Annotated in this window: 22 protein-coding genes, 2 tRNA genes and 1 pseudogene; 15 read left to right on the top strand and 10 right to left on the bottom strand. The window is 22.7% G+C overall.

All coding sequences use genetic code 11. The annotated features are described in order from the left end of the window. Positions 1-108 precede the first annotated feature (108 nt). From D9V60_RS02905 to dut, 12 genes are all read left to right on the top strand, one after another. Positions 109-1,995 (top strand): PTS mannitol transporter subunit IICBA, encoded by a 1,887-nt coding sequence (locus D9V60_RS02905; protein ID WP_158360883.1) that lies wholly within the window; start codon positions 109-111, stop codon positions 1,993-1,995. A 21-nt stretch (positions 1,996-2,016) separates the two neighbouring features. Further along, a complete protein-coding gene (locus D9V60_RS02900) occupies positions 2,017-3,198 on the top strand; it encodes a mannitol-1-phosphate 5-dehydrogenase (protein ID WP_158360833.1) in 1,182 nt (393 codons plus the stop codon). A gap of 1,673 nt (positions 3,199-4,871) precedes the next feature. Then, a complete protein-coding gene (miaA, locus tag D9V60_RS02895) occupies positions 4,872-5,783 on the top strand; it encodes a tRNA (adenosine(37)-N6)-dimethylallyltransferase MiaA (protein ID WP_258013346.1) in 912 nt (303 codons plus the stop codon). A 198-nt stretch (positions 5,784-5,981) separates the two neighbouring features. Beyond that, positions 5,982-7,211, top strand: a complete 1,230-nt coding sequence (hflK, locus tag D9V60_RS02890; RefSeq protein WP_158360831.1) for an FtsH protease activity modulator HflK — start codon at positions 5,982-5,984, stop codon at positions 7,209-7,211. 4 nt (positions 7,212-7,215) lie between these two features. Next, positions 7,216-8,145 (top strand): protease modulator HflC, encoded by a 930-nt coding sequence (gene hflC / locus D9V60_RS02885; protein ID WP_158360830.1) that lies wholly within the window; start codon positions 7,216-7,218, stop codon positions 8,143-8,145. 20 nt (positions 8,146-8,165) lie between these two features. Beyond that, on the top strand, positions 8,166-9,458 hold the full coding sequence (locus D9V60_RS02880) for an adenylosuccinate synthase (RefSeq protein WP_158360829.1): 1,293 nt from the start codon (positions 8,166-8,168) through the stop codon (positions 9,456-9,458). Positions 9,459-9,535: 77 nt separating this feature from the next. Continuing rightward, a complete protein-coding gene (gene rnr, locus D9V60_RS02875; protein WP_158360828.1) occupies positions 9,536-11,737 on the top strand; it encodes a ribonuclease R in 2,202 nt (733 codons plus the stop codon). A 194-nt stretch (positions 11,738-11,931) separates the two neighbouring features. Next, positions 11,932-12,273 carry a 30S ribosomal protein S6 gene (gene rpsF, locus D9V60_RS02870; RefSeq protein WP_158360827.1) on the top strand — a complete coding sequence of 114 codons (342 nt, stop codon included), beginning with the start codon at positions 11,932-11,934 and terminating at the stop codon, positions 12,271-12,273. 103 nt (positions 12,274-12,376) lie between these two features. Beyond that, positions 12,377-12,604, top strand: coding sequence for a 30S ribosomal protein S18 (gene rpsR, locus D9V60_RS02865; protein WP_158360826.1), 228 nt, complete (start codon positions 12,377-12,379; stop codon positions 12,602-12,604). Positions 12,605-12,652: 48 nt separating this feature from the next. Then, positions 12,653-13,105 (top strand): 50S ribosomal protein L9, encoded by a 453-nt coding sequence (rplI, locus tag D9V60_RS02860; RefSeq protein WP_158360825.1) that lies wholly within the window; start codon positions 12,653-12,655, stop codon positions 13,103-13,105. A 21-nt stretch (positions 13,106-13,126) separates the two neighbouring features. Continuing rightward, a complete protein-coding gene (gene cysQ / locus D9V60_RS02855; RefSeq protein ID WP_158360824.1) occupies positions 13,127-13,879 on the top strand; it encodes a 3'(2'),5'-bisphosphate nucleotidase CysQ in 753 nt (250 codons plus the stop codon). Between the two features lie 35 nt (positions 13,880-13,914). Next, positions 13,915-14,379 carry a dUTP diphosphatase gene (gene dut, locus D9V60_RS02850; RefSeq protein WP_158360823.1) on the top strand — a complete coding sequence of 155 codons (465 nt, stop codon included), beginning with the start codon at positions 13,915-13,917 and terminating at the stop codon, positions 14,377-14,379. 11 nt (positions 14,380-14,390) lie between these two features. Here the strand turns inward: dut and pyrE are convergent. Together pyrE and D9V60_RS02840 are read right to left on the bottom strand one after the other, a co-directional pair. Next, positions 14,391-15,034 (bottom strand): annotated as a pseudogene (gene pyrE / locus D9V60_RS02845) (orotate phosphoribosyltransferase). A 90-nt stretch (positions 15,035-15,124) separates the two neighbouring features. Next, positions 15,125-15,197 (bottom strand) — tRNA-Ile (locus D9V60_RS02840). A 135-nt stretch (positions 15,198-15,332) separates the two neighbouring features. On the opposite strand from D9V60_RS02840, the gene D9V60_RS02835 reads away from it, so the two are divergent. Together D9V60_RS02835 and sbcB are read left to right on the top strand one after the other, a co-directional pair. Beyond that, positions 15,333-15,405, top strand: a tRNA-Asn gene (locus D9V60_RS02835). A 329-nt stretch (positions 15,406-15,734) separates the two neighbouring features. Continuing rightward, complete coding sequence (gene sbcB, locus D9V60_RS02830; protein WP_158360822.1) at positions 15,735-17,195, top strand: exodeoxyribonuclease I; 1,461 nt, start codon at positions 15,735-15,737, stop codon at positions 17,193-17,195. Here the strand turns inward: sbcB and murI are convergent. The 3 genes from murI to mutY all read right to left on the bottom strand — a co-directional run bounded on the left by murI (position 17,182) and on the right by mutY (position 19,335). Further along, positions 17,182-17,964 (bottom strand): glutamate racemase, encoded by a 783-nt coding sequence (gene murI / locus D9V60_RS02825; RefSeq protein ID WP_158360821.1) that lies wholly within the window; start codon positions 17,962-17,964, stop codon positions 17,182-17,184. The two genes, sbcB and murI, sit on opposite strands and share 14 nt — an antisense overlap. A 61-nt stretch (positions 17,965-18,025) precedes the next feature. Beyond that, on the bottom strand, positions 18,026-18,265 hold the full coding sequence (locus tag D9V60_RS02820; protein ID WP_158360820.1) for an oxidative damage protection protein: 240 nt from the start codon (positions 18,263-18,265) through the stop codon (positions 18,026-18,028). Between the two features lie 29 nt (positions 18,266-18,294). Further along, positions 18,295-19,335 carry an A/G-specific adenine glycosylase gene (gene mutY, locus D9V60_RS02815; RefSeq protein ID WP_158360819.1) on the bottom strand — a complete coding sequence of 347 codons (1,041 nt, stop codon included), beginning with the start codon at positions 19,333-19,335 and terminating at the stop codon, positions 18,295-18,297. Between the two features lie 117 nt (positions 19,336-19,452). Here mutY and trmB point away from each other — a divergent pair, with 117 nt between their 5' ends. After that, positions 19,453-20,169 (top strand): tRNA (guanosine(46)-N7)-methyltransferase TrmB, encoded by a 717-nt coding sequence (trmB, locus tag D9V60_RS02810; RefSeq protein WP_158360818.1) that lies wholly within the window; start codon positions 19,453-19,455, stop codon positions 20,167-20,169. A 7-nt stretch (positions 20,170-20,176) separates the two neighbouring features. On the opposite strand, the gene hemW is transcribed toward trmB, so the two are convergent. The 5 genes from hemW to dnaB form a co-directional block, all read right to left on the bottom strand. Further along, positions 20,177-21,307, bottom strand: a complete 1,131-nt coding sequence (hemW, locus tag D9V60_RS02805) for a radical SAM family heme chaperone HemW (RefSeq protein WP_158360817.1) — start codon at positions 21,305-21,307, stop codon at positions 20,177-20,179. A gap of 44 nt (positions 21,308-21,351) precedes the next feature. Beyond that, a complete protein-coding gene (locus D9V60_RS02800) occupies positions 21,352-22,029 on the bottom strand; it encodes a YggS family pyridoxal phosphate-dependent enzyme (protein ID WP_158360816.1) in 678 nt (225 codons plus the stop codon). A 26-nt stretch (positions 22,030-22,055) separates the two neighbouring features. Next, positions 22,056-22,466 (bottom strand): Holliday junction resolvase RuvX, encoded by a 411-nt coding sequence (ruvX, locus tag D9V60_RS02795; protein ID WP_158360815.1) that lies wholly within the window; start codon positions 22,464-22,466, stop codon positions 22,056-22,058. A gap of 14 nt (positions 22,467-22,480) precedes the next feature. Continuing rightward, a complete protein-coding gene (gshB, locus tag D9V60_RS02790) occupies positions 22,481-23,440 on the bottom strand; it encodes a glutathione synthase (RefSeq protein WP_158360814.1) in 960 nt (319 codons plus the stop codon). Between the two features lie 132 nt (positions 23,441-23,572). Then, positions 23,573-24,970, bottom strand: a complete 1,398-nt coding sequence (gene dnaB / locus D9V60_RS02785) for a replicative DNA helicase (RefSeq protein ID WP_158360813.1) — start codon at positions 24,968-24,970, stop codon at positions 23,573-23,575. Between the last annotated feature and the right edge of the window lie 223 nt (positions 24,971-25,193).

Below are 25,193 nucleotides of genomic sequence, written 5' to 3'. Positions count from 1 at the left end.
TTAGTTTTAAGTAGTTATTTTATGTTTTATATTAAATTTTAAATAAAACTTATTATTTAATTAGTTATTACTTGACTAAATGTTTTTTCTAGATTATGAGCAATGAATATGTTTAAATCAATTAAATTTAAAATACAAAATTTTGGTCAATTTTTAAGTAATATAATGATGCCTAATATAAGCATTTTTATTGCATGGGGTATCATGAGTGCTTTATTTATGCCTTTAGGTTGGAAGCCAAATAAAGTTTTAGCAGAATTAATTTCACCTATGATATTTTATTTATTACCCATTCTTATTGGGTATACAGGAGGTCGGTTAGTTGGAGGAGAAAGAGGGGGTATAATTGGAAGTATTACTACAATTGGTATGATTACAAGTACTAAAATACCTATGTTATTAGGGGGTATGGTATCTGGAGTATTAGGTGGATGGATTATTAAAAATTTTGATATTTTAGTGAAAGATAAAATAAAAAATGGTTTTGAAATGTTAGTTAATAATTTTTCTATTGCAATAATTGGAATATTTTTAACAATTATTTCATTTTTTATTATAGGACCTTTTATTGAATGGACTTCAAGTTCTATAGGGTGTTTATTAAAAACAATTATACATTATAATTTATTGCCTTTTATAGCTATAATAATTGAACCTGCTAAAATATTTTTTTTAAACAACACAATTAACCATGGGATTTTTTCTCCGTTAGGTCTTCAAGATATATTGGAAAATAAAAATTCTATATTTTTTTTAATAGAATCTAATCCAGGGCCAGGTTTAGGTGTATTACTTGCATGTTTTTTTTTCGGAAAAGGAGATTATTATAAATCAGCTGGAGGAGCTGCGATTATCGAGTTTTTAGGTGGAGTTCATGAGGTTTATTTTCCTTATGTTCTAATGAATCCAAAATTTTTATTATCTCTTATTTTAGGAAGTATGACCAATATTTTTATACTTATTTTTTTTCAAGGTGGTTTAATTGGAGCAGTTTCACCAGGATCTATTTTATCTATTTTAGCAATGACAAAAAAAAATTTTTATTATATTAATATTTTTTCTATTTTTTCTTCTTTTTTCGTTTCTTTTTTAAGTGCTATTATATTATTAAAATTAATTGATCATAAAAATAAAAAGTTTGTTGAGTCATCTGAAAAGATAATTGATGATAATTTATTAAATTATAAAAATGATAAATCAGATTATTTTTTTAAAGATATTAATACTATTGTAGTTGCTTGCGATGCTGGAATGGGATCAAGTGCAATAGGAGCAAGTATTCTTCGTGAAAAAATAAGAAAAAAAAATTTAATAGATATATCTATACATAATGTTTCTATTCATTGTATACCTAAAAACGCTGACATTGTAATAACACATAAAAATTTAACTTCTCGTGCTAAACAGCATGCTCCTAATGCTAAACATATATCTTTAGTTAGTTTTCTTGATAACATGTTTTATGATGCTTTAGTAAATAAATTAATTAAAAATAAAAATTTTTATAATAAAATATATACAACTAAAAAAAATGATTTTAATAAAAAAAATAAATCAGAAAAATTATTTCAATTGAGTCAAAAAAATATTATTCTTAATCAATTTGCTAATAATAAAGAAGAAGCCATTAAAATAGTCGGAAAACATTTAGTAGAACAAGGTTATGTTAAAAATGATTATATTGATGCAATGTTAGAGAGAGAAAAAATTACATCTACATGGTTAGGAGAGCATATCGCATTACCGCATGGTACTATAGAAGCAAAAGATAATATTTTAAAAACTGGAATAATTTTTTGTCAATTTCCCAACGGTGTACGTTTCGGAGATAACATTGATGATATAGCGTATCTTGTAATTGGGATTGCAGCTAAAAATAATGAACATGTTATGGTAGTTAGCAAGATTACAAATGCATTAGATAATCCAGATATTATTACTAAATTATCTAAAACAAAAAATATAAAAGAAGTTTTATTACATTTTAATGTTTAAAAATTTAATTAGGATTTTAGTATGAAAGTTTTACATTTTGGCGCTGGAAACATTGGTCGTGGTTTTATTGGGAAAACAATGTTACAGTCTGGTTTTGATCTTACTTTTACTGATATAAATCAAAATTTAATAGATGCATTAAATTACTATAAAAAATATAAAGTGAAGTTAGTAGGATATAATTATGAAAAAATTATTGATATAAATAATTTTCAAGCGGTTAATTTAAATAATCCTGAAATCTTAAACATAATATCTAATGTTAGTTTAATCACAACTGCAATTGGAGCAATTTCTCTTAATAAAATTGCGCTTATCTTAGCAAAAGGAATTATATTAAAAATTAAATTGAAATCTAAAACTCCATTAAATATTATTGCTTGTGAAAATAAAATTCAAGCTAGCTCTTATTTAAGAGATATTATTTTTAAAATCATTCCTATTAAATATCATGAATATCTAAATGAAAATATTGGTTTTGTTAACTGTAGTATTGATACTATTATACCATCAATATCTTCTTCTTTTGAAAAAAATACTCTATCTTTAATTGCAGAAAATTTTAAAGAATGGATTGTTGATAAAAAACAATTTAAAGGAACTATCCCTAAAATCATTGATATGACAATTAGCAATAATTTAAAATCTTTTATAGATAGAAAAATTTTAACATTAAATACAGGTCATGCTATAACAGCATATTTAGGTTGGATAAAAAACTATATAAATATATATGAAAGCATTAAAGATCAGGATATAAAAAATATTGTAAAAAATGCAATGCAAGAAAGCGGATTAACATTAATTAAAAAGTATAATTTTAATCAACAAAATCATTTTTCTTATATTGATAAAATTTTAACTCGTTTTCAAAACCCTTTTTTATTAGATAAAATTGAACGTATTGCTCGAAATCCACTGCAAAAACTAGCTAAAAATGAACGTTTAATAAAACCTTTATTATTAGCAAAAAAATATAATTTATCATATTTTAATTTAATAAAAGGTATTGCAGCAGCATTGTATTATAGAAATAAAAATGATTTAGAATCAATGAAAATTGATAATTTAATAAAAACATTAGGGATAAAAAAAACATTAAGTCAGATTTCTCATTTACAATTAGATAGCCAAGAAATAAATTTAATTATTTCCGAATATACGTCTATTAATGAAATTTTTTCTAAAAAATTATATAATTAATTTAAATATAATTTAACTATAAATAAATAAAAAATAATTGTTCATTTTTTACTAATTAGTATATCTAATAAAATTTCATTTAGAGAAAAAATTGAAAGATAAATTTCTGTAATTAAAGAAGTTTTATGAAAAGCATTGATGTAAAATCTGAAAATATTGAGATTAATATTGAAGAAAATGATTTTAAATCCATGGTTATTAAAGATAACTTCTATAAAATCAATAAAAAATGAATTATTACTTGCAATTTTCCCTCATAAAAATTTCTATTTTTCCCAATTTAACTATTATTAATACATTTAGATTTCGAATGAAGTATTATCAAGTATTAAAACGGTTTTAAGAGTTATATTGATTTCTTGTTATCAATATAATGATATGAAATATTATAGTAGAAAATTAATTTTATAATACTAATTTATCTTAAATTTTTAAATATCAAAAAATCATATTTTTTAAAAGTTTACAACATGACAACAAAAATAGCTTTACTTATTTTAATTTATATATCTTATTCGAAAAATAAAAATTTAATTATAAATTATAATAACACAAAAAGTTTTAATGATATAATACTTCAGTTAAATTAAGTATTTGATAATTTTGATGTTTCCTATTTAATAACAGTTAAAAAGTGATTATTAAGTTGTTTCAGTGGATTATATATCCTTCGCATTTTTTAAAATTTTTTAAAAATATTGAATATTGTTATATTAATAATCAATTTATTTTATAATATCGTAATAAATAATGCTATTTTTCAATGCTTATTATGAGATAATAGGTGTTAAAATTAATTATTTATTTATTTTATATATTTATATACCTTCTAGTAAAATAAATATTAATATTTACTCTATTGAAAATCAATTTATACTTAATAAATCTAATAAAATTTATATTTTTATATAAAATTTGGTTATAAATATTTCAAAAAATCAAATTCAGTCGTTTTCGTATAATTTTTTTAGAAAAAAGCTATATTTTATTAAATATTTTTATATTTTTTATTGTTAATAAATTAAAAAATATTTTTAGAAAAATAAAAAAATTATTTTAAAACTTTACTAATATTTATTCAAAAGAAAAAGAAAAAGATAAATCTTTTTATTCTTTGAGATTATTAATGATTATTAAAAATATTATGAATTAATTTATTATCTCAACGATTTTATATTTATTTTTGTATTTTTTGAAAAAAATACTGAACAAAATGAATAACAATATTATATTTAAATAACATATACTTAAATTTTATTATTTAACTTTCAATTTATTATTAGCTTTATGCAGTATAAAATTTTGTTTTATAAATCAATTAATACGTTTTAAATTTAGATTTTCTTTTATTTTATTTAAAAATATATTATTTTAAAAAACACCTTATATTCTATAAAAGAATATTGATTAATTAATATCAAATTTTTTCATTTACTTTTGTAATGATAAGATTAATATTAAAAAATTTTAAAATGATTTGATAGTCATATATTGATGTAAAAAATCTTAGAGTTATTCAGATAAGGTTCTATTATTAAAATAGAATATTTTTGTTTATTGATATTCAAATGACATCTTTCAAAATTATTATATAAAATAAATATTGATTAAATATTATGTACATTAAAAATATAAAAATTTTTCAATTTAAAAAACCAATTATTTTTTTTTTAATAGGCCCTACTGGTTGCGGTAAAAGCAGTATTGCTATATATCTTAGAAAATATTTACCAGTAGAAATAATTAGTGTAGATTCTGCTTTAATTTATCGTGATATGAACATTGGAACAGATAAACCAAGTTATTTAGATTTAAAAATGCATCCACATCGTTTATTAAATATTAAAGATCCTAGTGAAGTTTATTCAGCAGCTGAATTTAGAACAGACGCGTATAAAGAGATTATAAATATTTTAAAATTAGGAAAAATACCGTTATTAGTTGGAGGTACAATGTTTTATTATCATGTATTATTATATGGTTTATCTAATTTACCTCCTTCAAATGTTGAAATTAGAAAATATTTACTAGATAAAGCAAAATTTAATAAATATTTTTTGCATGATAAATTAAATTTAATAGATCCTATATCCGCTAATAATATTCATAAAAATGATTTTCAACGATTATTAAGAGCATTAGAAGTATTTTATATTTCTGGAAAAACGTTAACATCTTTAAAAAATGATTCATTTAATAAATTACCGTTTAATATAGTTCAATTCGCTATTTTACCTAAGAGTAAAGCATGGTTATATGAAAAAATTGAATTACGTCTAAAAAGAATGTTAATGTTAGGTTTTCAAAAAGAAGTAGAAAATTTATTTTTTAGAGGTGATTTAAATAAACAATTACCATCTATACGATGTATAGGGTATAGACAGATGTGGGAATATCTTGAATATCAAATTAATTATGAAGAAATGATTTCAAGAATTATTTTTGCAACAAGAAAATTAGCTAAGCATCAATTAACATGGTTAAAAAAATGGAAAAATATTCATTTTTTAATCAGTTCTACTCCAGATATTGTTTTTCAAGAAATATCAGGTATTCTTAAAAAAAAATATAAATTTGATATTTAATGTTAAAAATATATAAAATATTATATTTTTTTAGAATATGAAATTTATTTTTTTTGTATTATCAAAGAATTTTATGTTAATTAATTTTTAGAAAATTCTAAAAAAATACAGTTTTCATATCTTTAAATATAAGATATATTATTTTGAATTTGTTAAAAGTATATGATATAGCATTAAAACTAATTAATGAGGCATAAAATGGCCTGGAATAAACCAAATAATAATGAACCAGAACTAGATCCCTGGGGAAAGAAAAATGGTTCAGAAAAAGATTATTCTGAAAAAAAAGAACAAAAAAGAAGTAATGAAAAAAAAAATTTAATAAATTTTAAAAAATATTTACAAAATATTAATAATATAATTAATACAGCTAATTCTTCAAATTCATTAAATAAAAAAATTAATCCTTTTCTAATTTTAATTTTTATAGCTTTTATAGTCTGGTGTGCTAGTGGTTTTTATACTATTAAAGAAGCTGAACGAGGAGTAGTCACTCATTTTGGAAAATTTAGTCATTTAGTTGAACCTGGATTAAATTGGAGACCAGTTTTTATTAATAATGTACAAGCTGTTAATGTTGAAACAGTTCGTGAACTAGCAACTTCAGGTGTAATGTTAACTTCTGATGAAAATGTAGTACGTGTAGAAATGAATGTACAATATAAAATTACTAATCCCTCTAGTTATCTTTTTTCTGTTGCATATCCAGATGATAGTTTAAGACAAGCAACCGATAGTGCTCTACGTGGAGTTATTGGACGCTCTACTATGGATCGCATTTTAACTGAGGGACGTACTTTAGTAAGACATGACACTCAAAAAGAAATCGAAGAAACAATTAAACCATATAATATGGGTATCACTATATTAGATGTTAATTTCCAAACAGCTAGACCTCCTGAAGAAGTAAAAGCCGCTTTTGATGATGCAATTGCTGCTCGTGAAAATCGAGAACAATATGTACGTGAAGCTGAAGCATATGCAAATGAAGTTCAACCTAAAGCCAAGGGAAAAGCTCAACGTATTTTAGAGGAAGCTAGAGCATATTCTTCTCGTATAATTTTAGAGGCTCAAGGAGAAGTTATAAGATTTTTAAAAATCTTACCAGAATATAAAAAAGCAAAAGAAATTACCCTTAAAAGAATTTATATAGAATCTATGGAAAGATTATTAAGTCGTACTAAAAAAATTTTTATTGATAAAAATAGCAATTCAACATTGTTTTTATCTTTAAATAGTTTTATCAATGATATAAAAAAAAATAATAAATTATTTTTAAATTCAACTAAATCAATAAAAAATAAATCTAATTTTTCAAAAAAAGATCGAGAGATTAATTATGTATCTTCATTATCTCCTAATAATTTTTTCAAACAACGACGTATAAATTCAATACGAAATGATATTAAAAATATAGAGAGAGAATGAATATATGAATAAACTATTAATTTGTTTTTCAAGTATTTTACTTTTTTTGCTTTCTTCTTCATTATTTATTGTTAAAGAAGGAGAACGTGGAATTGTATTACAATTTGGAAAAGTTTTAAGAAATAAAGATCAAAAAACATTAGTTTATGATCCTGGATTGCATTTTAAAATTCCATTTTTAGAAAGTGTAAAAATGTTAGATGCTCGTATTCATACCATGGATAATCAAGCTGACCGTTTTGTTACAAAAGAAAAGAAAGATCTTATTGTAGATTCTTATATAAAATGGCGTATTAGTGATTTTAGTCGTTATTATTTAGCTACTGGAAACGGAGATATTTTTCAAGCTGAAGTTTTATTAAAAAGAAAATTTAGTGATCGATTACGTTCTGAAATAGGATGTTTAAACGTAAAAGAAATTGTAACTGATTCTAGAGGTAGATTGACAACAGATGTACTTCAGTCTTTAAATAAAGGAACGGTAAATTTAACAAATTCATCTAAAATGAATGTTAATAGCATGAATGCTTTAGGTATTGAGGTTGTAGATGTTCGTATTAAACAAATTAATTTGCCTACTGAAGTTTCTGAAGCTATATATAATAGAATGAGAGCAGAACGAGAAGCTGTTGCTAGAAGTCAACGTTCTCAAGGGCAAGAAAAAGCAGAAAAATTACGAGCAATGGCTGACTATAAAGTTTCAATGATATTAGCAAAAGCAAAGAAAGAAGCCTTAATATTAAAAGGTCAAGGAGAAGCTAAAGTTGCAAAATTATTTTCAGATAATTTGAAAAAAGATTCTTCTTTTTATTTATTTGTTCGAAGTTTACATGCTTATGAAAATAGTTTTAAAAATAATAATAATCTTATTTTAATTAGTTCTGATAATAAATTTTTTCAATATATGAACCAAATTATTTCAAATCAAAAATAAAAAATAGGTATTTTAAAGAAATGAAACAAAATATTGTAATATTAGGTACTCAATGGGGTGATGAAGGTAAAGGAAAAATAGTTGATTATTTATCTAAATATAGTTCTTATGTAGTTAGATTTCATGGAGGACACAATGCTGGTCATACATTAGTAGTTGATCAAAAAAAAATTGTTCTTCATTTAATCCCATCAGGTTTATTACATCCAAATGTTATTGGTATAATTTCAAATGGAGTTGTAGTTTCTATTTCTGAGTTAGTTAAAGAAATAGAAATGTTAAAAAAAAATAATTTTTTTATTCACCAACGTCTTTTTATTTCCGATTCTGCTTCTTTGATTTTACCATTTCATATTGCTATGGATATAGCACGTGAAAAAACATTAGGAATTAATGCTATTGGCACAACAGGACGAGGTATTGGGCCAGCTTATGAAGATAAAATTGCTCGACGTTCTTTACGTGTTGGGGATTTAAAGAATGAAAAAAAATTATCTTTAAAATTAGAAAAAATAGTTAATTATTATAATGCTCAATTAGTTTCTATTTATAAAGATAAATCATTTGATTATAAAGTGATTTTAAAAGATTTATTAAAATTTAAAAATATAATCAATGATATGATAACAGATACTAACATAATATTATATGAAGCAATTAAAAATAAAAAAATGATTATTTTTGAAGGAGCACAAGGTAGTCTTCTAGATATTGATCATGGCACATATCCTTATGTTACTTCTTCTAATAGTACTGTAGGTGGAGTTATTACTGGAACAGGAGTTGGCCCAAAAAGTTTAGACTATATTTTAGGAGTAACAAAAGCTTATTCTACACGAGTAGGTAATGGTCCTTTTCCTACTGAGCTTTTTGATGAAACAGATAGTTATCTTTCTAAAGAAGGTAATGAATTTGGATCTACTACAGGTCGAAAAAGACGTACGGGATGGTTAGATGGTGTAGCTTTACGTTATTCAGTGCAATTGAACTCTTTATCTGCATTATGTATAACAAAGTTAGATGTTTTAGATAATTTAAAAGAAATAAAAATTTGTATAGCTTATCAAAATATAAATACATTAGAATTTCATACTAGTTTATCTTGTAATAATTTAGAAAATATGAAACCAGTATATGAAGTATATCCAGGTTGGATGAAAAAAACTTCAGGTATCAAAAAAATAGAAGATTTACCCAAAGCTGCAAAGAATTACATAAAATGTATTGAAAAAATTGCAGGAATTCCAGTTGATATGATTTCTACAGGTCCAGATCGTAATGATACTATTTTAGTAAGAAATCTTTTTTTATAATTCTATGTTTAAAAATAAATTTTAATATGAAAATATTTAAAATATTTTAATTAAACTATGTAACTGGAGAAGTAAATATGGTAGTAGATACCTACCAAAAACATAATCATAAAAAATATACAAATCCTATTCCTAGTAGAGAATGTATTTTGTCTTTTTTAAGAACAGATAAAGATTTAATAAATTTAAAAAAAATAGAAAAAAAATTTAGCATTGACAACCAAGAATCGAAAAAAGCATTACGTCGTAGATTAAGAGCAATGGAACGAGATAAGCAAATTATATATACATATAATTGTTGTTACGTTGTTTTAGAAAATATTAATATAGTTATAGGAAAAGTAATAGGTCATAGAGATGGATATGGTTTTCTTAGAAGTGAAACATTAAAAGAAGATCTTTGGCTTTCTGCTGAGCAAATGAAATTATGTATTCATGGTGATATTATTTTAGCACATGTTATAAAATCTGAAAAAAAAGGAAGAAGCTTAGCAAAAGTATTAAAAATATTAAAACCAAATAATGTTTTAATTGTAGGTCGTTATTACATTGAAAAAAAGATAAAATTTGTTGTTCCAAATGATAATAGATTTAATTTTAAAATATTTGTTTTTTCATCAACTTTAACAAAAAAACTTTCTATAGGATCTGTTGTTGTTGTTAAATTAAATAAAAAATTTTTAAATAAAAAAAATAAAATTGAGGGAATTATAGTAGAAGTTCTTGGCGGAAAAGAAATGCAAACTACTCTTGCTACAGATATTGCTATACGAACTCATTCTATTCCCTATATATGGTCTAAAGAAGTTAAAAATCAATTATATCAAATAAATGATAAATTCGATCAAAAAGAATTTAAAAATCGTGTAGATTTAAGACATCTTCCATTTTTTACTATTGACGAAAAAGATGCTTGTGATTTTGATGATGCTATTTTTTGTAAAAAAAAAAATAGTGGAGAAGAAGGTTGGAATTTATGGGTTGCTATTTCAGATGTTAGTTATTATGTTAAACCTGGAACCCCTATAGATCAAGAGGCTTTAAAAAGAGGAAATTCTGTATATTTCCCTTCATTAGTTGTTCCTATGTTGCCAGAAAAGATATCTACAGATTTATGTTCTTTAAACCCTTATTCGGAACGTTTATGCTTGATATGTGAAATGAGTTTGTCAGAAGAAGGGGAATTAATTAAATATAAACATTATGAAGCGGTAATATCTTCTCAAGGACGTTTTACATATGACGAAATATTTAAAATTTGGAATGGTGATATTAAACTTTGTTTAAAATATAATAAATTATTGAAACAAATTAAAAATTTGTTTTTTTTACAAAAAACATTAAAAAAACATGATGTTTCTAAAAAAGGTGTGTATTTTGATAATATTGAAACTAAATTTGTTTTAGATTCTAATTTTAAAATTAAAAAAATTTATCAACATATTAGAAACGATGCACATAAATTTATTGAATCATGTATGATATTAGCTAATATAGCTTCAGCTAAATTTATAAAAAAATATCAATATCCAATTTTATTTCGAAATCATGATCGTCCTGATCAAGATAGTATTATAAATTGCCGAATTATTTTAAATGAGTTGGGATTATCATTGTCTGGCGGTGAAGTGCCAGAATCTATTCATTATTCTGATTTATTAAAAAGTATTAAAAATCGTTCAGATTACGAGATGATTCAAACTATCTTATTAAGATCTATGAAACAAGCGGTATATTCTCCAGAAAACCGAGGGCATTTTGGTTTATCTTTATCTAGTTATGTACATTTTACTTCTCCAATTAGAAGGTATCCTGATCTTATTTTACATAGAGCAATTAAAAAAGTATTATCTAAAATAGATAAAAATAAAAAAAATTTAAAAAAAAATAACTTTTTTAAGTCTAATTTATATGATATGAATATAAAAAAAATTGGTATACATTGTTCTATGACTGAAAGACGTGCAGACGAAGCTAATAGAGATGTTATGGATTGGTTGAAGTGTGATTTTATGGAAAAAAAAATTGGAAATATATTTACTGGAGTGGTTTCAAATGTTACTTCTTTTGGTTTTTTCGTTCGTTTAAATAAATATTTGATTGATGGATTAGTTCGTTTAGAAAATTTAAGTGATGATTATTATTATTTTGATTCCATTGGACTAAAATTTATTGGAAAATCGACTAAAAATACTTTTCGTCTTGGTGATACTTTAAAAGTAAAAGTAGTTTCTGTTAATTTACACCAAAAAAAAATAGAATTATCTTTATGTCTTTAATAAATTTAATTTTTAAAAATTTTATTTTTTATATTTTTTATCAGATCAAATTTAATTGATTTTTTCATTAAATTAAAATACCATGTATTTAAAATAGCTATCATTTTATATAATAGTTCCTTATTTCCTTGAAATAGCTATTATTTTTATAATTTTATAATCTAGGAAATTAAAAAACCCAAAAGGAGCGTTTTGTGCGTCATTACGAAATAGTTTTTATAGTGCATCCTGACTATAGCGATAAAATTAGTACAATAATTGAAAAATATAAAAAAATAGTTCTTGATAATTCAGGAATTATACATCGTTTAGAAGATTGGGGCAGAAGACAATTATCATATCCTATTAATAAATTGAATAAAGCACATTATGTTCTTATGAATATAGAAACTTATCCTAAAGTTATTAATTTATTGGAAACAGATTTTCGTTTTAATATTGCTATTATTAGAAATATGATTATATCAGTTAAAAAAGCAATTAATGAAGCATCTCCTATAATTAAGCTAAAAGAAGAAAAAAAAGAAAAAAAATAATTATTAATTAATTTATTTTTATTTAAATACTTTTTATAAAAATTTTTAAAAATATATATAAATTTAAAAATTATTTTGTTTTTAATTTTAAAGGATGTTTTATATGGCCCGTTATTTTCGTCGTCGAAAGTTTTGTCGTTTTACAGCAGAAGGTATTCAAGAAATAGATTATAAAGATATTTCTATGTTAAAAAATTATATTACAGAAAATGGTAAAATTGTTCCAAGTCGTATTACTGGAACAAGAGCTAAATATCAACGTCAATTATCAAGAGCTATTAAAAAAGCAAGATATCTTGCTTTGATTCCTTATACCGACCAACATCGTTAATATAAAATTAATGATTATATTTTTAAATTTAAAAGAGAATAATAAATAATGGAAGTAATTCTTTTATTAAAAGTTAAAAACCTAGGTGATTCTGGAAAAATCGTGAAAGTTAAATCAGGTTATGCTAGAAATTATTTAATTCCTCAAGGAAAAGCTATTTTAGCTGATAAAAAAAATATTCAATCTTTTGAAGATCAAAAAATTAAATTAAAAGAAAAAAATATTAATGAGTTACTACTTGCTAAATCTCGTGCTGATAAAATAAAGCAAATCAAATCTATCACAATTCCTTCAAAAGTTGGAAAAGAAAATAAAATATTTGGTTCTGTAGGTGTAAGAGATATTGTTAAAGAAATATTTCAATTAGGTATAAAAATTAATAAAAAAGAAATAAAATTACCAAATGGAGTATTGCGTCATGTAGGAGAGCATCAAGTAATTTTTCAACCGCATAGCGAAGTATATGAACATTTGATAGTTAATATAATTGCTAAAAAATAATTTATTTTAAAATGGTGTTAGATGTTTAAAGAGATTTGTAAAATCACTCGTAATGCCGGGGCTGCTATTATGAAAGTTTATAATTCTAGTGGTGCATTACTAGATATTTCTTATAAACTTGATAAAAGTCCTGTAACTAATGCAGATAAAATTGCTAATAAAATTATTAAAAGTGGATTAACTACTATTTCGCCAAATATTCCAATTTTATCTGAAGAAGATTTTGATGATATTAAATATAATAAAAATTGGAATACTTATTGGTTAATTGATCCGCTAGATGGAACAAAAGAATTTTTAAAAAAAAATGGTGAATTTACAGTTAATATTAGTTTAATTGAATATGGAATACCTATATTAGGTGTTGTATATGCTCCTTTTTTTAATACTTTATATTACGCTTATAAAAAACAAGCTTATAAAATAAATTCAGAAGGATATAAAGAAAGCATCTCTGTAATGCGATCTAATATACCAAAATTTATTATTAGTCGTTCGCATCCAAATAAAAAACTACATGATTTTTTGAAGAAAACCGAAAAGTATACAATAAAAAAATTAGGTTCATCTTTAAAGTTTTGTTATGTAGCAGAAGGAAAAGCGCAGGTTTACGCAAGATTTGGAAAAACATATATCTGGGATACTGCAGCAGGACATGCTATTGTTGCAGCTGCAGGGGGAAAAGTAATTTCATATAATGAAAGAAAAAGCTTAAATTATTCCTTGATTTCTAGAGTATCGTTAATTAATCCAGATTTTTTAGTTTTATCGTAATTTTAAAATATATTTTAATAACACGTTAATAAAATATGAATACAAATCAAATTCAAATTAAATTTTTAAATACTAAAGAAGTTAAAAGTAACGATAGTTTTTTACCTGAATATGCTACTTCTGGATCTTCTGCACTAGATCTTAAAGCATGTATAAGTAAAAAAATAATTTTACCTGCAAAAGAAGTTGTTTTAGTTCCAACTGGAATTTCAATATATATTGAAAACCCTTATATTACTGCTTTAATTTTACCCCGATCTGGATTAGGTCATAAAGATGGTATTGTTTTAGGGAATTTAGTAGGTTTAATTGATTCAGATTATCAAGGTGAATTAATGATTTCACTATGGAACAGGAGTGTAAAAGATTTTTTTATTTATCCTAATAATAGAATTGCACAAATAGTATTTGTTCCAATTATTCGCCCAAAATTTTCTATAGTCAAAAAATTTAAGAAAACTGCTCGTTTTAAAAGCGGATTTGGTCATTCTGGAATATAAATATAAGATTTTTAAAAAGTTCCATGTTCTGCATGATATTCTATTAATTTAGAAGCATATTTTTTTAATTTTTCTTTTTTTGAAAGATAAATAATCAAATCGTTTATTGTAATAATAGAGTTGATTTTATGAGTTTTTTGTTTTTTTAGATAATTAACCTTGTGTAAGTTACTCTCTCTTTTTTCTTTTCGATCAAGCAAAACAAAAATTGAAGATATTTTAGAATTTTCTTTTTCAATTATTTTAATTGAATGGTTTATTGACATTCCTGAAGTTATTACATCATCTAAAATAATAATTTTTTTATTTTTTATATTTCCACCTATCAGTTCTCCTTTTTCTCCATATTTTTTTTCTTCTTTTCTATTAAAAGAATATGGAATATCTAAATTATATTGATTTTTTAACGCTATAGAAGTAGAAACTACAATAGGAATACCTTTATAAGCAGGTCCAAATAATACATCAAATTTAATATTTAAATCCATTATTGCGCGTGCGTAAAACAATCCAATTTTAGCAGTATCTTTACCTGTTGATAATAATCCTGAATTAAAAAAATAAGGACTAGTTCGTCCTGATTTTAGTATAAATGTTCCAAAATTTAAGACTTTTTTTTTAAAAGAAACTCAATAAATTCTTTTTTCCATTCCATCAATTTGAATCCTAATTAATGATGAAAAATTTAGTTAATGTTATTTTTTAATATTTAAAAATATTTTATATTTTAGTTTATTAGTTTTTATGGCCCTTGCTGGATTTGAACCAGCGACCAAGCGATTATGAGTCGCCTGCTCTAACCACTGAGCTAAAGGGCCTTAATATTTTTATACCTTTTACTATAAATGAATTTCTTATAATAATCTAGACTTCTTTTAAAAAATTTATAGTTAATTTTTAATTTTATATATATATTTGACAGATATGTAAATTTTTGATATAAATATTGATATTCCTCTGTAGTTCAGTTGGTAGAACGGCGGACTGTTAATCCGTATGTCACTGGTTCGAGCCCAGTCAGGGGAGAAAAATTTAATGTAAATTTATAATATTTTAATTTATATTATAATTATCAATTTTACCTGTATATTCATTTTATCGTAAAATTATTTTTTAATTTCCTCTCAATTTATATCTGATATAATATATTTTTTTAAATTATTAATAAAATTCTTATTTTGATTGTTTTTTAATATCAGGTATTTCTTTTATTTTTCTTTTAAATTTATTTATAAATTTTATATGTATAAATATTTTTATATAAATAGTATTTAGAATATTTATAACAATTTCTTTTAATTTATTAAAAGAAATTCTTTTATAAATTTAGTTATTTAAATTATTAAGATTATGTAATGAACAAACATAAAAAAATTCTTTATCAAAAAAATTTATTTACTTTATTATTTTATGATTATGAAACTTTTGGAACACATACATCATTAGACAAACCTGCTCAATTTGCATCTATTAGAACAGATGAAAATTTAACAATTATTGAAGAACCAAAATGTTTTTATTGCTTTCCATCTGATGATTATTTGCCAGAACCTTATTCTATTTTAACAACTAAAATTACTCCACAGTATACATTTAAACATGGAACTAATGAATATGAATTTTCCAGGAAAATATATAATATTTTAATTAAACCTAATACTTGTATAGTAGGTTATAATAATATTGCTTTTGATGATGAAATTACAAGAAATATATTTTATCGTAATTTTTTAGATCCATATGAATGGAGTTGGAAGAATAATAATTCTCGTTGGGATTTATTAAATATTATGAGAGTATGTTATCTTTTAAGACCTCATGGTATTAAATGGCCTAAAAATAATCTTGGTTTTCCTATTTTTAAACTATCTGAGTTAACTCAAGAAAATAATATATTACATTATAATGCGCATGATGCAATTTCTGATGTTTATGCTACTATTGAGCTCGCAAAACTTATAAGAAAAAAACAACCAAAATTATTTAACTTTTTTTTTAAATATCGAAAAAAAAATGAATTATATAAATTAATTAATATAAATAGTTTTCAACCTATTCTTTATATTTCTAGTTATTTTACTGTTATACGTAATAATATGAGTTTTATATTACCTCTATTCTGGGATGAAAATAATAGCAATCTATTAATTGCAATAGATTTGTTTAAAGATATTAAAAAATTAATTGAATTTTTTAAAAAAAATCATTATCAAAATGTAAATAGTAAAAATTTATTTGATTTAGGAATAGTATTGATATATTTTAACCGTTGTCCTATATTAGTTCCTATTCAATTTATCCGAACAGAAGACGCTGAAAGATTAAAATTAAAAGATTTTTACATAGATGAGAAAATAAATTTAATTAAATTAAATTATTTTATAATAAATCATATAAAATTTTTCCTTTCTAAAATAAATATCTTTCAAGAAATTTCAAATGTAGATTTAAAAATTTATCATGGTTTTTTTAACTTACAAGATAAACAATTAATAAAAAAAATTAGTAATACCAATCCGATACATTTAAAAAATATTACATTAGGTTTTAAAGATATACGTTTAAAAGAACTTTTTTTTCGATATAAAGCTCGAAATTTTATATTCATATTAAATACTAATGAAAAAAAAATTTGGTTTGATCATTGTTTTAAAGTTTTTAATCGATTAGTTTTGAAGGAATATGTAAATAAGATTGAAAATCTTTTAGAAAAATTTTCTTATGATATAGAAAAAGTAAATTTGTTAAATAAACTATTAAAATATATTTTTGAAAAATATAAAACTTTGTTTTATCAAAAAATTAATCTAAATTAATTTTTTCAATACGGTTAAATTTATATTTTTTTAATACCCATAATAAATTATTAAGTTCTTTATTATATTGTGAATATAAAAAAATATTTTCTTTTATATTTTGTTTTGTTTTATTTTTTATAAAATATTGTTTAACTATTTCAGTTACACTTTCATGAGTATCTAAAAAATTAATTGGTTTATAAAAAATATTTTGAATTTCATTTTTTAAAAATAAAAAATGAGTACAACCAAGATAAATCGTATCAGGTTGTACTGAAAGTGTAATCCAAGAATTAAAAATTTTTTTTAACTCTAAATTAGAAATTGATAATTTTCGAATTTTTTTTTCAGCAATTTTTGCGAGTTTATTTGTTGCTATTATTTTTATATTTTTACGATGAATATGTTTGTATATAATTTTTTTAATATATATACTTTGTATTGTTGCTTTAGTTGCAATAAAACCAATCTTATTGTTTTTTGTTATTTTAATTGCTTTATCTAACGAAGGTAAAACTCCAATAATAGGAATATTAAAAGTTTTTTTTAATATAGATAAAGATATTGTACTTGCGGTATTACAAGCAACAACAACTAATTTGATTGGATAGATTGTTTTAATTGTATTAATTATTTTAATACTTCTTTCTATAATAAAAGATTCTTTTTTTTCTCCATAAGGAAACCCTTCATTATCTAATAAATATATATAATTTATATTAGGAAGATTTTTTTTAATATTTTCTAATATAGAAATCCCTCCTATACCAGAATCGAATATGAGCACTTTTTTAATAAATCAACATGTTTAACTTAATGTAAATTTTATTTAAAATATATTTTTATTTTTAGGTAATATTTTTAAATAAAAATAATTGCATATATTTTTTTATTTTCTTTTGATCTATTGCATTCATCATATTTAATTTTTCTTCATTTATCAATTTAGTTTGTTGAATAATCCATTGTCTCCAGGCTTTTTTAGATATTTTATAGTATATTTTTTTTCCTAGCTCTCCTGGATATGGTGGAAATTCATGACCTTCAGATTCTTTTTGTAAAAATACACAAAAAATTTTACGAGACATTGATTTTAATTTTTCCTTTTATTGAAAAATTATATTAATAATTTTAAAATTTTTTCTACTAATTTAGGTAAGCCAATTTTTTGAGGTTTATTTAAATTATACCAAATTCCTTGTTTTTTAGTATTAAAACAATTATGTTTAAAAAATAATTTTATTAGTATTGGGTTAGCATACATTGTAAAATGACTAAATTCATGACAAAAAGAATTCATTTCTTTGATATTTTTAACATTAATTTGATTTTTTTTCATCCATTGTATAGCATCATTTTTTTTTTCAAAGCTTGGAAAATAAAATAAATTATTCCAAATGTTTTTTATAGTATTTTTTTGCATCCAAATTGTATTTTGAAAATAAATTATAACAAACCAGTATTTTTTTTTTATTTTTTTTATAGTATTCTTTTGAAAAGAATATTTTTTCCATTCTTTTTCTTTATAAGCAATACATTTTGTGTTTAATGGACAAATGTTGCACTTAGGTATTTTAGAAGTGCAAATTAATGCGCCGATATCAATTATTCCTTGATTGAAAGCGCCAGTATTATGAATAGGAGTTATATTTTCTATTAAATTCCATAATTTTTTTTCAGTTTTAGTATTTTTTAAACATTCAGAAATCCCATAATATCGGATTAATATTCTTTTTACATTTCCGTCTAAAATAGAAAAAAAATAATTTAATGTAAAAGATAAAATAGCTCCTGCAGTAGATTTTCCTATACCTGGTAATTTTACTAAATCTAAAATATTTTTTGGAAATTTTCCATTAAATTTATTTTTTATAATTTTAGCTGTTTCATAAATATTTTTAGCTCTCTTATAATATCCTAGACCGCTCCACAAATATAAAATTTCATTTAAAGTACCATTATTTAAAGAATTTAAATTTGGAAATTTTGATATAAATTTTTTAAAATATGGAATAACAGTTTTTACTTGGGTTTGTTGTAACATTATTTCAGATATCCAAACTCTATATAATGTTTTATCTCTTTGCCAAGGAAGGTTTTTTCTTCCGTTTAAATGATACCAGTTCAGAACTAATTGTGAAAAAATATGAAGTGTCATTTTAATAGAACTATTTATCAGTTAAAAAAGTAATATAGCTGTATTTTTTTTTAAAAAAAGTTAAGATATAAATATATGATTTTATCAAATATTTTATAATTAATAATTTACTGAAATATGAAAAATAACATTATAACACCTAAATATAAAAATGGGATATTTTTAAGACAAAACCAAAGTTTTGTATGTCGAAAAGGCCGAATAACTAAATCTCAATTGCAATCGATTAAAGAGTATTGGTCTTTATTTGGAATTAATTATCAATTAACACCTATAAATTTTAGATCAGTTTTTAAATATAATTATCCAATTATTTTAGATATTGGTTTTGGATCAGGCGAATCTTTAGTACAAACAGCAATTCATTCTGATCATTATAATTTTTTAGGCATTGAAGTATATCAATCAGGAATAGGTTCTTGTTTACGTTTTGCTTATGTTTCTAATTTAGAAAATTTAAAAATTATACATTATAATGCAATTGAAGTAATTGAAAATATGATTTCTAATCATACATTATCAAAAATACAGATTTTTTTTCCTGATCCTTGGCCTAAAAAACGTCACCATAAAAGAAGAATGATACAATATATTTTTTTAAAAAAAATTTTAAAAAAATTAATTTTTGGTGGTATTTTACATATCAAAACTGATTCAAAAGAATATGCTTCTTATATATTAAATACAATAAAAAAAATTGATAATTATTTAAATTTATCTGACACAAATAATTTTATCAAAGACTCTATTCCTAACATAAAAACAAGGTTTGAAAAAAAAGCATATTTTTTGGGAAATCAAATCTTTAATTTAGTATTTCAGTCTAAATTTTAAATATTTTTTAATTTAAAAAAATTTTTAATAATGAATTAAGAAATATTTTTCCTTTTTTTGTTGTTTCCCAATAATCTTTATTTTCTATTAAATATTTTTTTTTTAATGCTTGTTTAATATTATTTTCTATATTTGAGATACTAATATTAGTGCGTTCTTGGAAATGTTTTTTATAAATAGGTTTATATAACCTAAAAGCATTCATAAAATATTCAAAAGGTTTATCTTTATCTAAAATAAGTTGCTTAGCATTTAAATACTTACCATTTATAAAGTCATTGATATTTTTATTTTTAACAGTTCTAATAATATCTCCATTTACTTTAGTGATTTTACCATGAGCACCACATCCTATTCCGATATAATCTCCAAAATTCCAATAATTAAGATTGTGTTTGCATTTATATTTTGATTTCACATATGAAGATATTTCATATTTTATATAACCTGATTTTTTTAAAAATTTTTCACCTTGATTGAACATTTCAAATATAATATTTTCATGTGGTAAGTGTAAATCTTTTTTGTAGAATGAAGTATTAGGTTCTATGGTTAATTGATACCATGATATATGTGTTGGATTGAATTTAACAGCATTTTTTAAATCTGATAAAACATTATTTAATGATTGAGTTGGCAATCCATACATAATATCGATATTAAAATTATTATTGATTTTTTTTATTTCTTTTATTGCTGTAATAACTTCTTTTTTATTATATGTACGTTCTATTTTTTTTAGTAAATTTGAATTAAATGTTTGAACACCTAAAGAAAATCGATTAACTCCTGATTTTTTATAATTTCTAAAATTTTTGTATTCTATTAATTTTGGATTAGATTCTATAGTAATTTCTGAGAACTTAGAAAGCTCTGTTCTTTTTTTTATTCCTGTTATTAAATTTTTAATAGATATATTATGAAGTAAACTAGGTGTTCCTCCACCAATAAAAATATTATTTATTTTTCTTTTATATATTAATTTTAAATCTTTTTCTAAATCTTTTAGCAAACTTTTAATATATTCTGTTTCTGGAATTATTTCTTTGCTAACATATGAATAAAAATCACAATATCCACATTTTTTGATACACCAAGGAATATGGATATATAAACTAATTGGAGGTAATTTTAGCATAATATTTTATTTTTTAAACAAAGTAATATATTTCTTTGAAAATATCAAGAATTAAAAATATCTTTTCCAATTCTAATCATATTACTGTTATACATGAGAGCTGTTTTAACATCAAAACTAGTTCCCAATGATAGTGTATCAACTGATTTATATTCATTTTTTAAAATATTAAATATATTTCTGATATTTTCATAATCACAATATTTTATGATTTCTTTTTCTTTTTTAGGCATTGCCATAATTCCTCGAAAATTAAGATTAGGCATTTTAGAAACAATATTTGCTAGTTTTTTATAATTTTTTATATAAATACCATTTTTATTTTCTTCTTGAGAAATATTGATTTGTATTAAAACATTCATTGGAATTTTTTTGTTTGTTCTATATTTATTTAATAAAATTGCAATTTTTTCTCGATCGATAGTTTGACACCAATCAAAATATTGAGCAACTAATTTAGTTTTTTTTGATTGCAACTTTCCTATAAAATGCCAAATAATTTTGTTATTTTTTTTTAGTTTTTTAATTTTATGAATACTTTCTTGAATGTAATTTTCTCCAAATTCATATATTCCAGATGATAAAACTATTTGGATTTTTTCAACTGATTGATTTTTACTGGCGGCGATAATTTTAATTTTCTTTAATAAAGAATTATTGTTTTCCAATGAATATTGAATTTTTTTTTTAAGAATTTTTATATTATTTTCGATATTTTTCATATTTTAAAATTAGATATAATTAATTATTATAAAGATTGATTAAACCAACTTTCTAAGATAACAACAGCTGCAGTAGAATGAATTTGATCTTTTTTAAATGCTTTAAAACCGTATTGATTAAATATTAAAGATCTAGCTTCTTTTGTGCTTAAACGTTCATCGTGTAATTCAACAGAAGCATTAAATTTATTTTTTAATAAATTAGCAAATATTTCTGCTTTTTTTGTTATGTTTTGTCGTGTTCCATCCATGTTTAGAGGTAGTCCTACAATAATACAACTGGGTTTCCACATTTTTAATAAATATTTTATATCGTTCCAATTTGGACGTCCATTATGTGCGGCTAATTTATTTAACGCTTTTCCTTTTTTAATAATTTTTTCGCCTACAGCTACTCCAATATTTTTAATTCCAAAATCAAATGCAATCACCATTATTTTTTATTCTCTATTTAATATATTTGATTTTCAATGTAATCCATTAACATACCAGTAATAGAAATATTTATATTTAGCTCAATTTCACAAATACATGTTGGACTAGTAACATTTATTTCTGTTAATTTATCACCTATAATATCTAATCCAACAAAAATTAGTCCTTTTTCTTTTAAAATAGGGGATAAATAATTTGCTATTTCCCAATCTTTTTCATCAAGTTTTTTTATTTGAGCTTTACCCCCAGCTGCTATATTTGCTCTTGTTTCATCTTTTTTCGGAATTCTTGCTACACACCAAGGAATTACTTTTCCATTAATGATTAGTATTCTTTTATCTCCATATTTTACCGATGGTAAATAAGATTGAATCATACAGTATTTTTTTTCATAATTAGTCATAATTTCTGAAATTACTAAAAAATTTGTATCATTTTCTTTAATACGAAAAACATTTGTACCTCCCATGTTATCTAAAGGTTTAATAATTACATCTTTATATTTTTTCCAAAAATTATACATTTGAGATATATTGCGAGTAACTAATGTATCTGGTGTAAATTTATCAAATAATGATGCAAATATTTTTTCATTACAATCTCTTAAACTTTTTGGTTTATTAATAATTAATACACCGTTTTTTTCTGCACGTTCAAGAATATAAGTTGCATATATAAATTCCATATTAAATGGTGGATCTTTGCGCATTAATATAACATCTAATTCATTTAATGAAATATTTTGTTCTTGAATAAAATTAAAATGATTTTTTATTTTTTTTTGTATTTTTATAAAACGTGTTCTTGCATATGCTTGATTTTTTTTTAAATATAAATCATTCATTTCTATATAATGAATTTGATGATTTCTTTTTTGAGCTTCAAGCAAAATAGCAAAACTAGAGTCTTTTTCAATTTTAATTAATTGAATTGGATCCATTACTATTCCAATTTTTAGGGTCTTTTTTTTATTCATATATTTTAAGTTTATATTAATTTTAATTGGATAAAAACTATAGTTGTATATAATATACAACTTTCAGTTGAAATTTTGTATAATAATAAAATTATAGTTTTCTTTTAAAATAGTATTTATTTAATTTTCAAATTAGTCGTATTTAGGGTTGCAATAGTTGTCAAATCTAGACCAGTGTCCATTAAAAGTTAAACTAATAGTTCCAATGGGTCCGTTTCTTTGTTTACCAATGATAATTTCTGCTATACCTTTAAAATCACTGTTTTCATGATATATTTCATCGCGATATATAAACATAATTAAGTCTGCGTCTTGCTCTAAAGAACCAGATTCTCGTAAATCTGAATTTACCGGTCTTTTGTCTGCTCGTTGTTCTAAAGAACGATTTAATTGTGATAAAGCGATTACTGGAACTTGTAATTCTTTTGCAAGCGCTTTTAATGTTCTTGAAATCTCAGCAATTTCAAGAGTTCTATTATCTGAAAGAGATGGAACTCGCATTAGTTGTAAATAATCTACCATAATTAAAGTTAAACCATTATTTTCACGATAAATACGACGCGCCCTAGAACGAACTTCGCTAGGTGTAAGAGCCGAAGAATCATCTATATAAATATTCTTTTTTTTAAGTAAGACATTAATTGTTCCTGACATTCTAGACCAATCTTCATCATTTAGTTTTCCAGTTCTAATACGCGCTTGATTAACTCTAGACAACGAAGCTAACATACGCATCATAATTTGTTCCCCAGGCATTTCTAAACTAAAAATTAAAACTGGTTTATCATATAACATAGCAGCGTTTTCACATAAATTCATTGCAAAAGTTGTTTTTCCCATAGAAGGTCGTGCTGCAATGATTATTAGTTCAGAGCGTTGTAATCCTGATGTTTTTTTATTTAAATCTTGATATCCTGTATTAATTCCTGTTACTCCATCATTAGGAGATAAAAATAGTTTTTCAATACTACCAATAGTTTCATCAAGTACTTGTTCAATATTTTTTGGTCCTGAATCTTTTTTAAAACGTTTTTCTGCTATTTTAAAAACACTAGATTCTGCGTAATCCAAGAGTTCTTCACTTTTTCGTCCTTGTGTGTCATATCCTGCATTTGCTATTTTATTAGCAACTAGTATCATTTCTCTTACAATTGCACGTTCTCTTACTATGTCAGCATAAGCAGTAATATTTGCTGTACTAGGAGTATTTTTAGATAACTCAGCTAAATAAGAAAATCTACCAACGCTTTCTAATTGTCCTTTTTGTTCTAAAGATTCAGATAATGTAATTAAATCGATTGGATGCCCTGAATTTAACAATAGTTTCATTTCTTGGAATATTAAACGATGCGGTTTACTAAAGAAATCATCAGCAACTACATGTTCTGAAACAGAATCCCACTGTTCATTGTCTAACATTAAACCACCTAATACTGATTGTTCTGCTTCTATTGAATGTGGAGGAATTTTTAATTTATTAATTTGATTTAAATATAATTTATTTTTACCCATATATATTGCATATACCATTATTTAGCAGATCACTTTGAAATTATATTCTAATATTACAACAATAAACTATTTGCTAATAAACTTACTTTATATCTTTTAAATAATTTTAAATATTATTTTCGTAATTTTGAAAGTATTTATTTAATTTTTTTATAAAATGTATATCTTTCACCTTATTTGTAATAAAATTACTTTGTAAGTTATACTTTTACTAATAACATAAGGGGAATACGTTTTTACG

The organism is Buchnera aphidicola (Aphis craccivora) (assembly GCF_005082145.1).
Taxonomy (GTDB): Bacteria; Pseudomonadota; Gammaproteobacteria; order Enterobacterales; family Enterobacteriaceae; genus Buchnera; species Buchnera aphidicola_U.
Note: the sequence above shows the minus strand (reverse complement) of the source record. Positions and strands in the feature narration are given on the sequence as shown.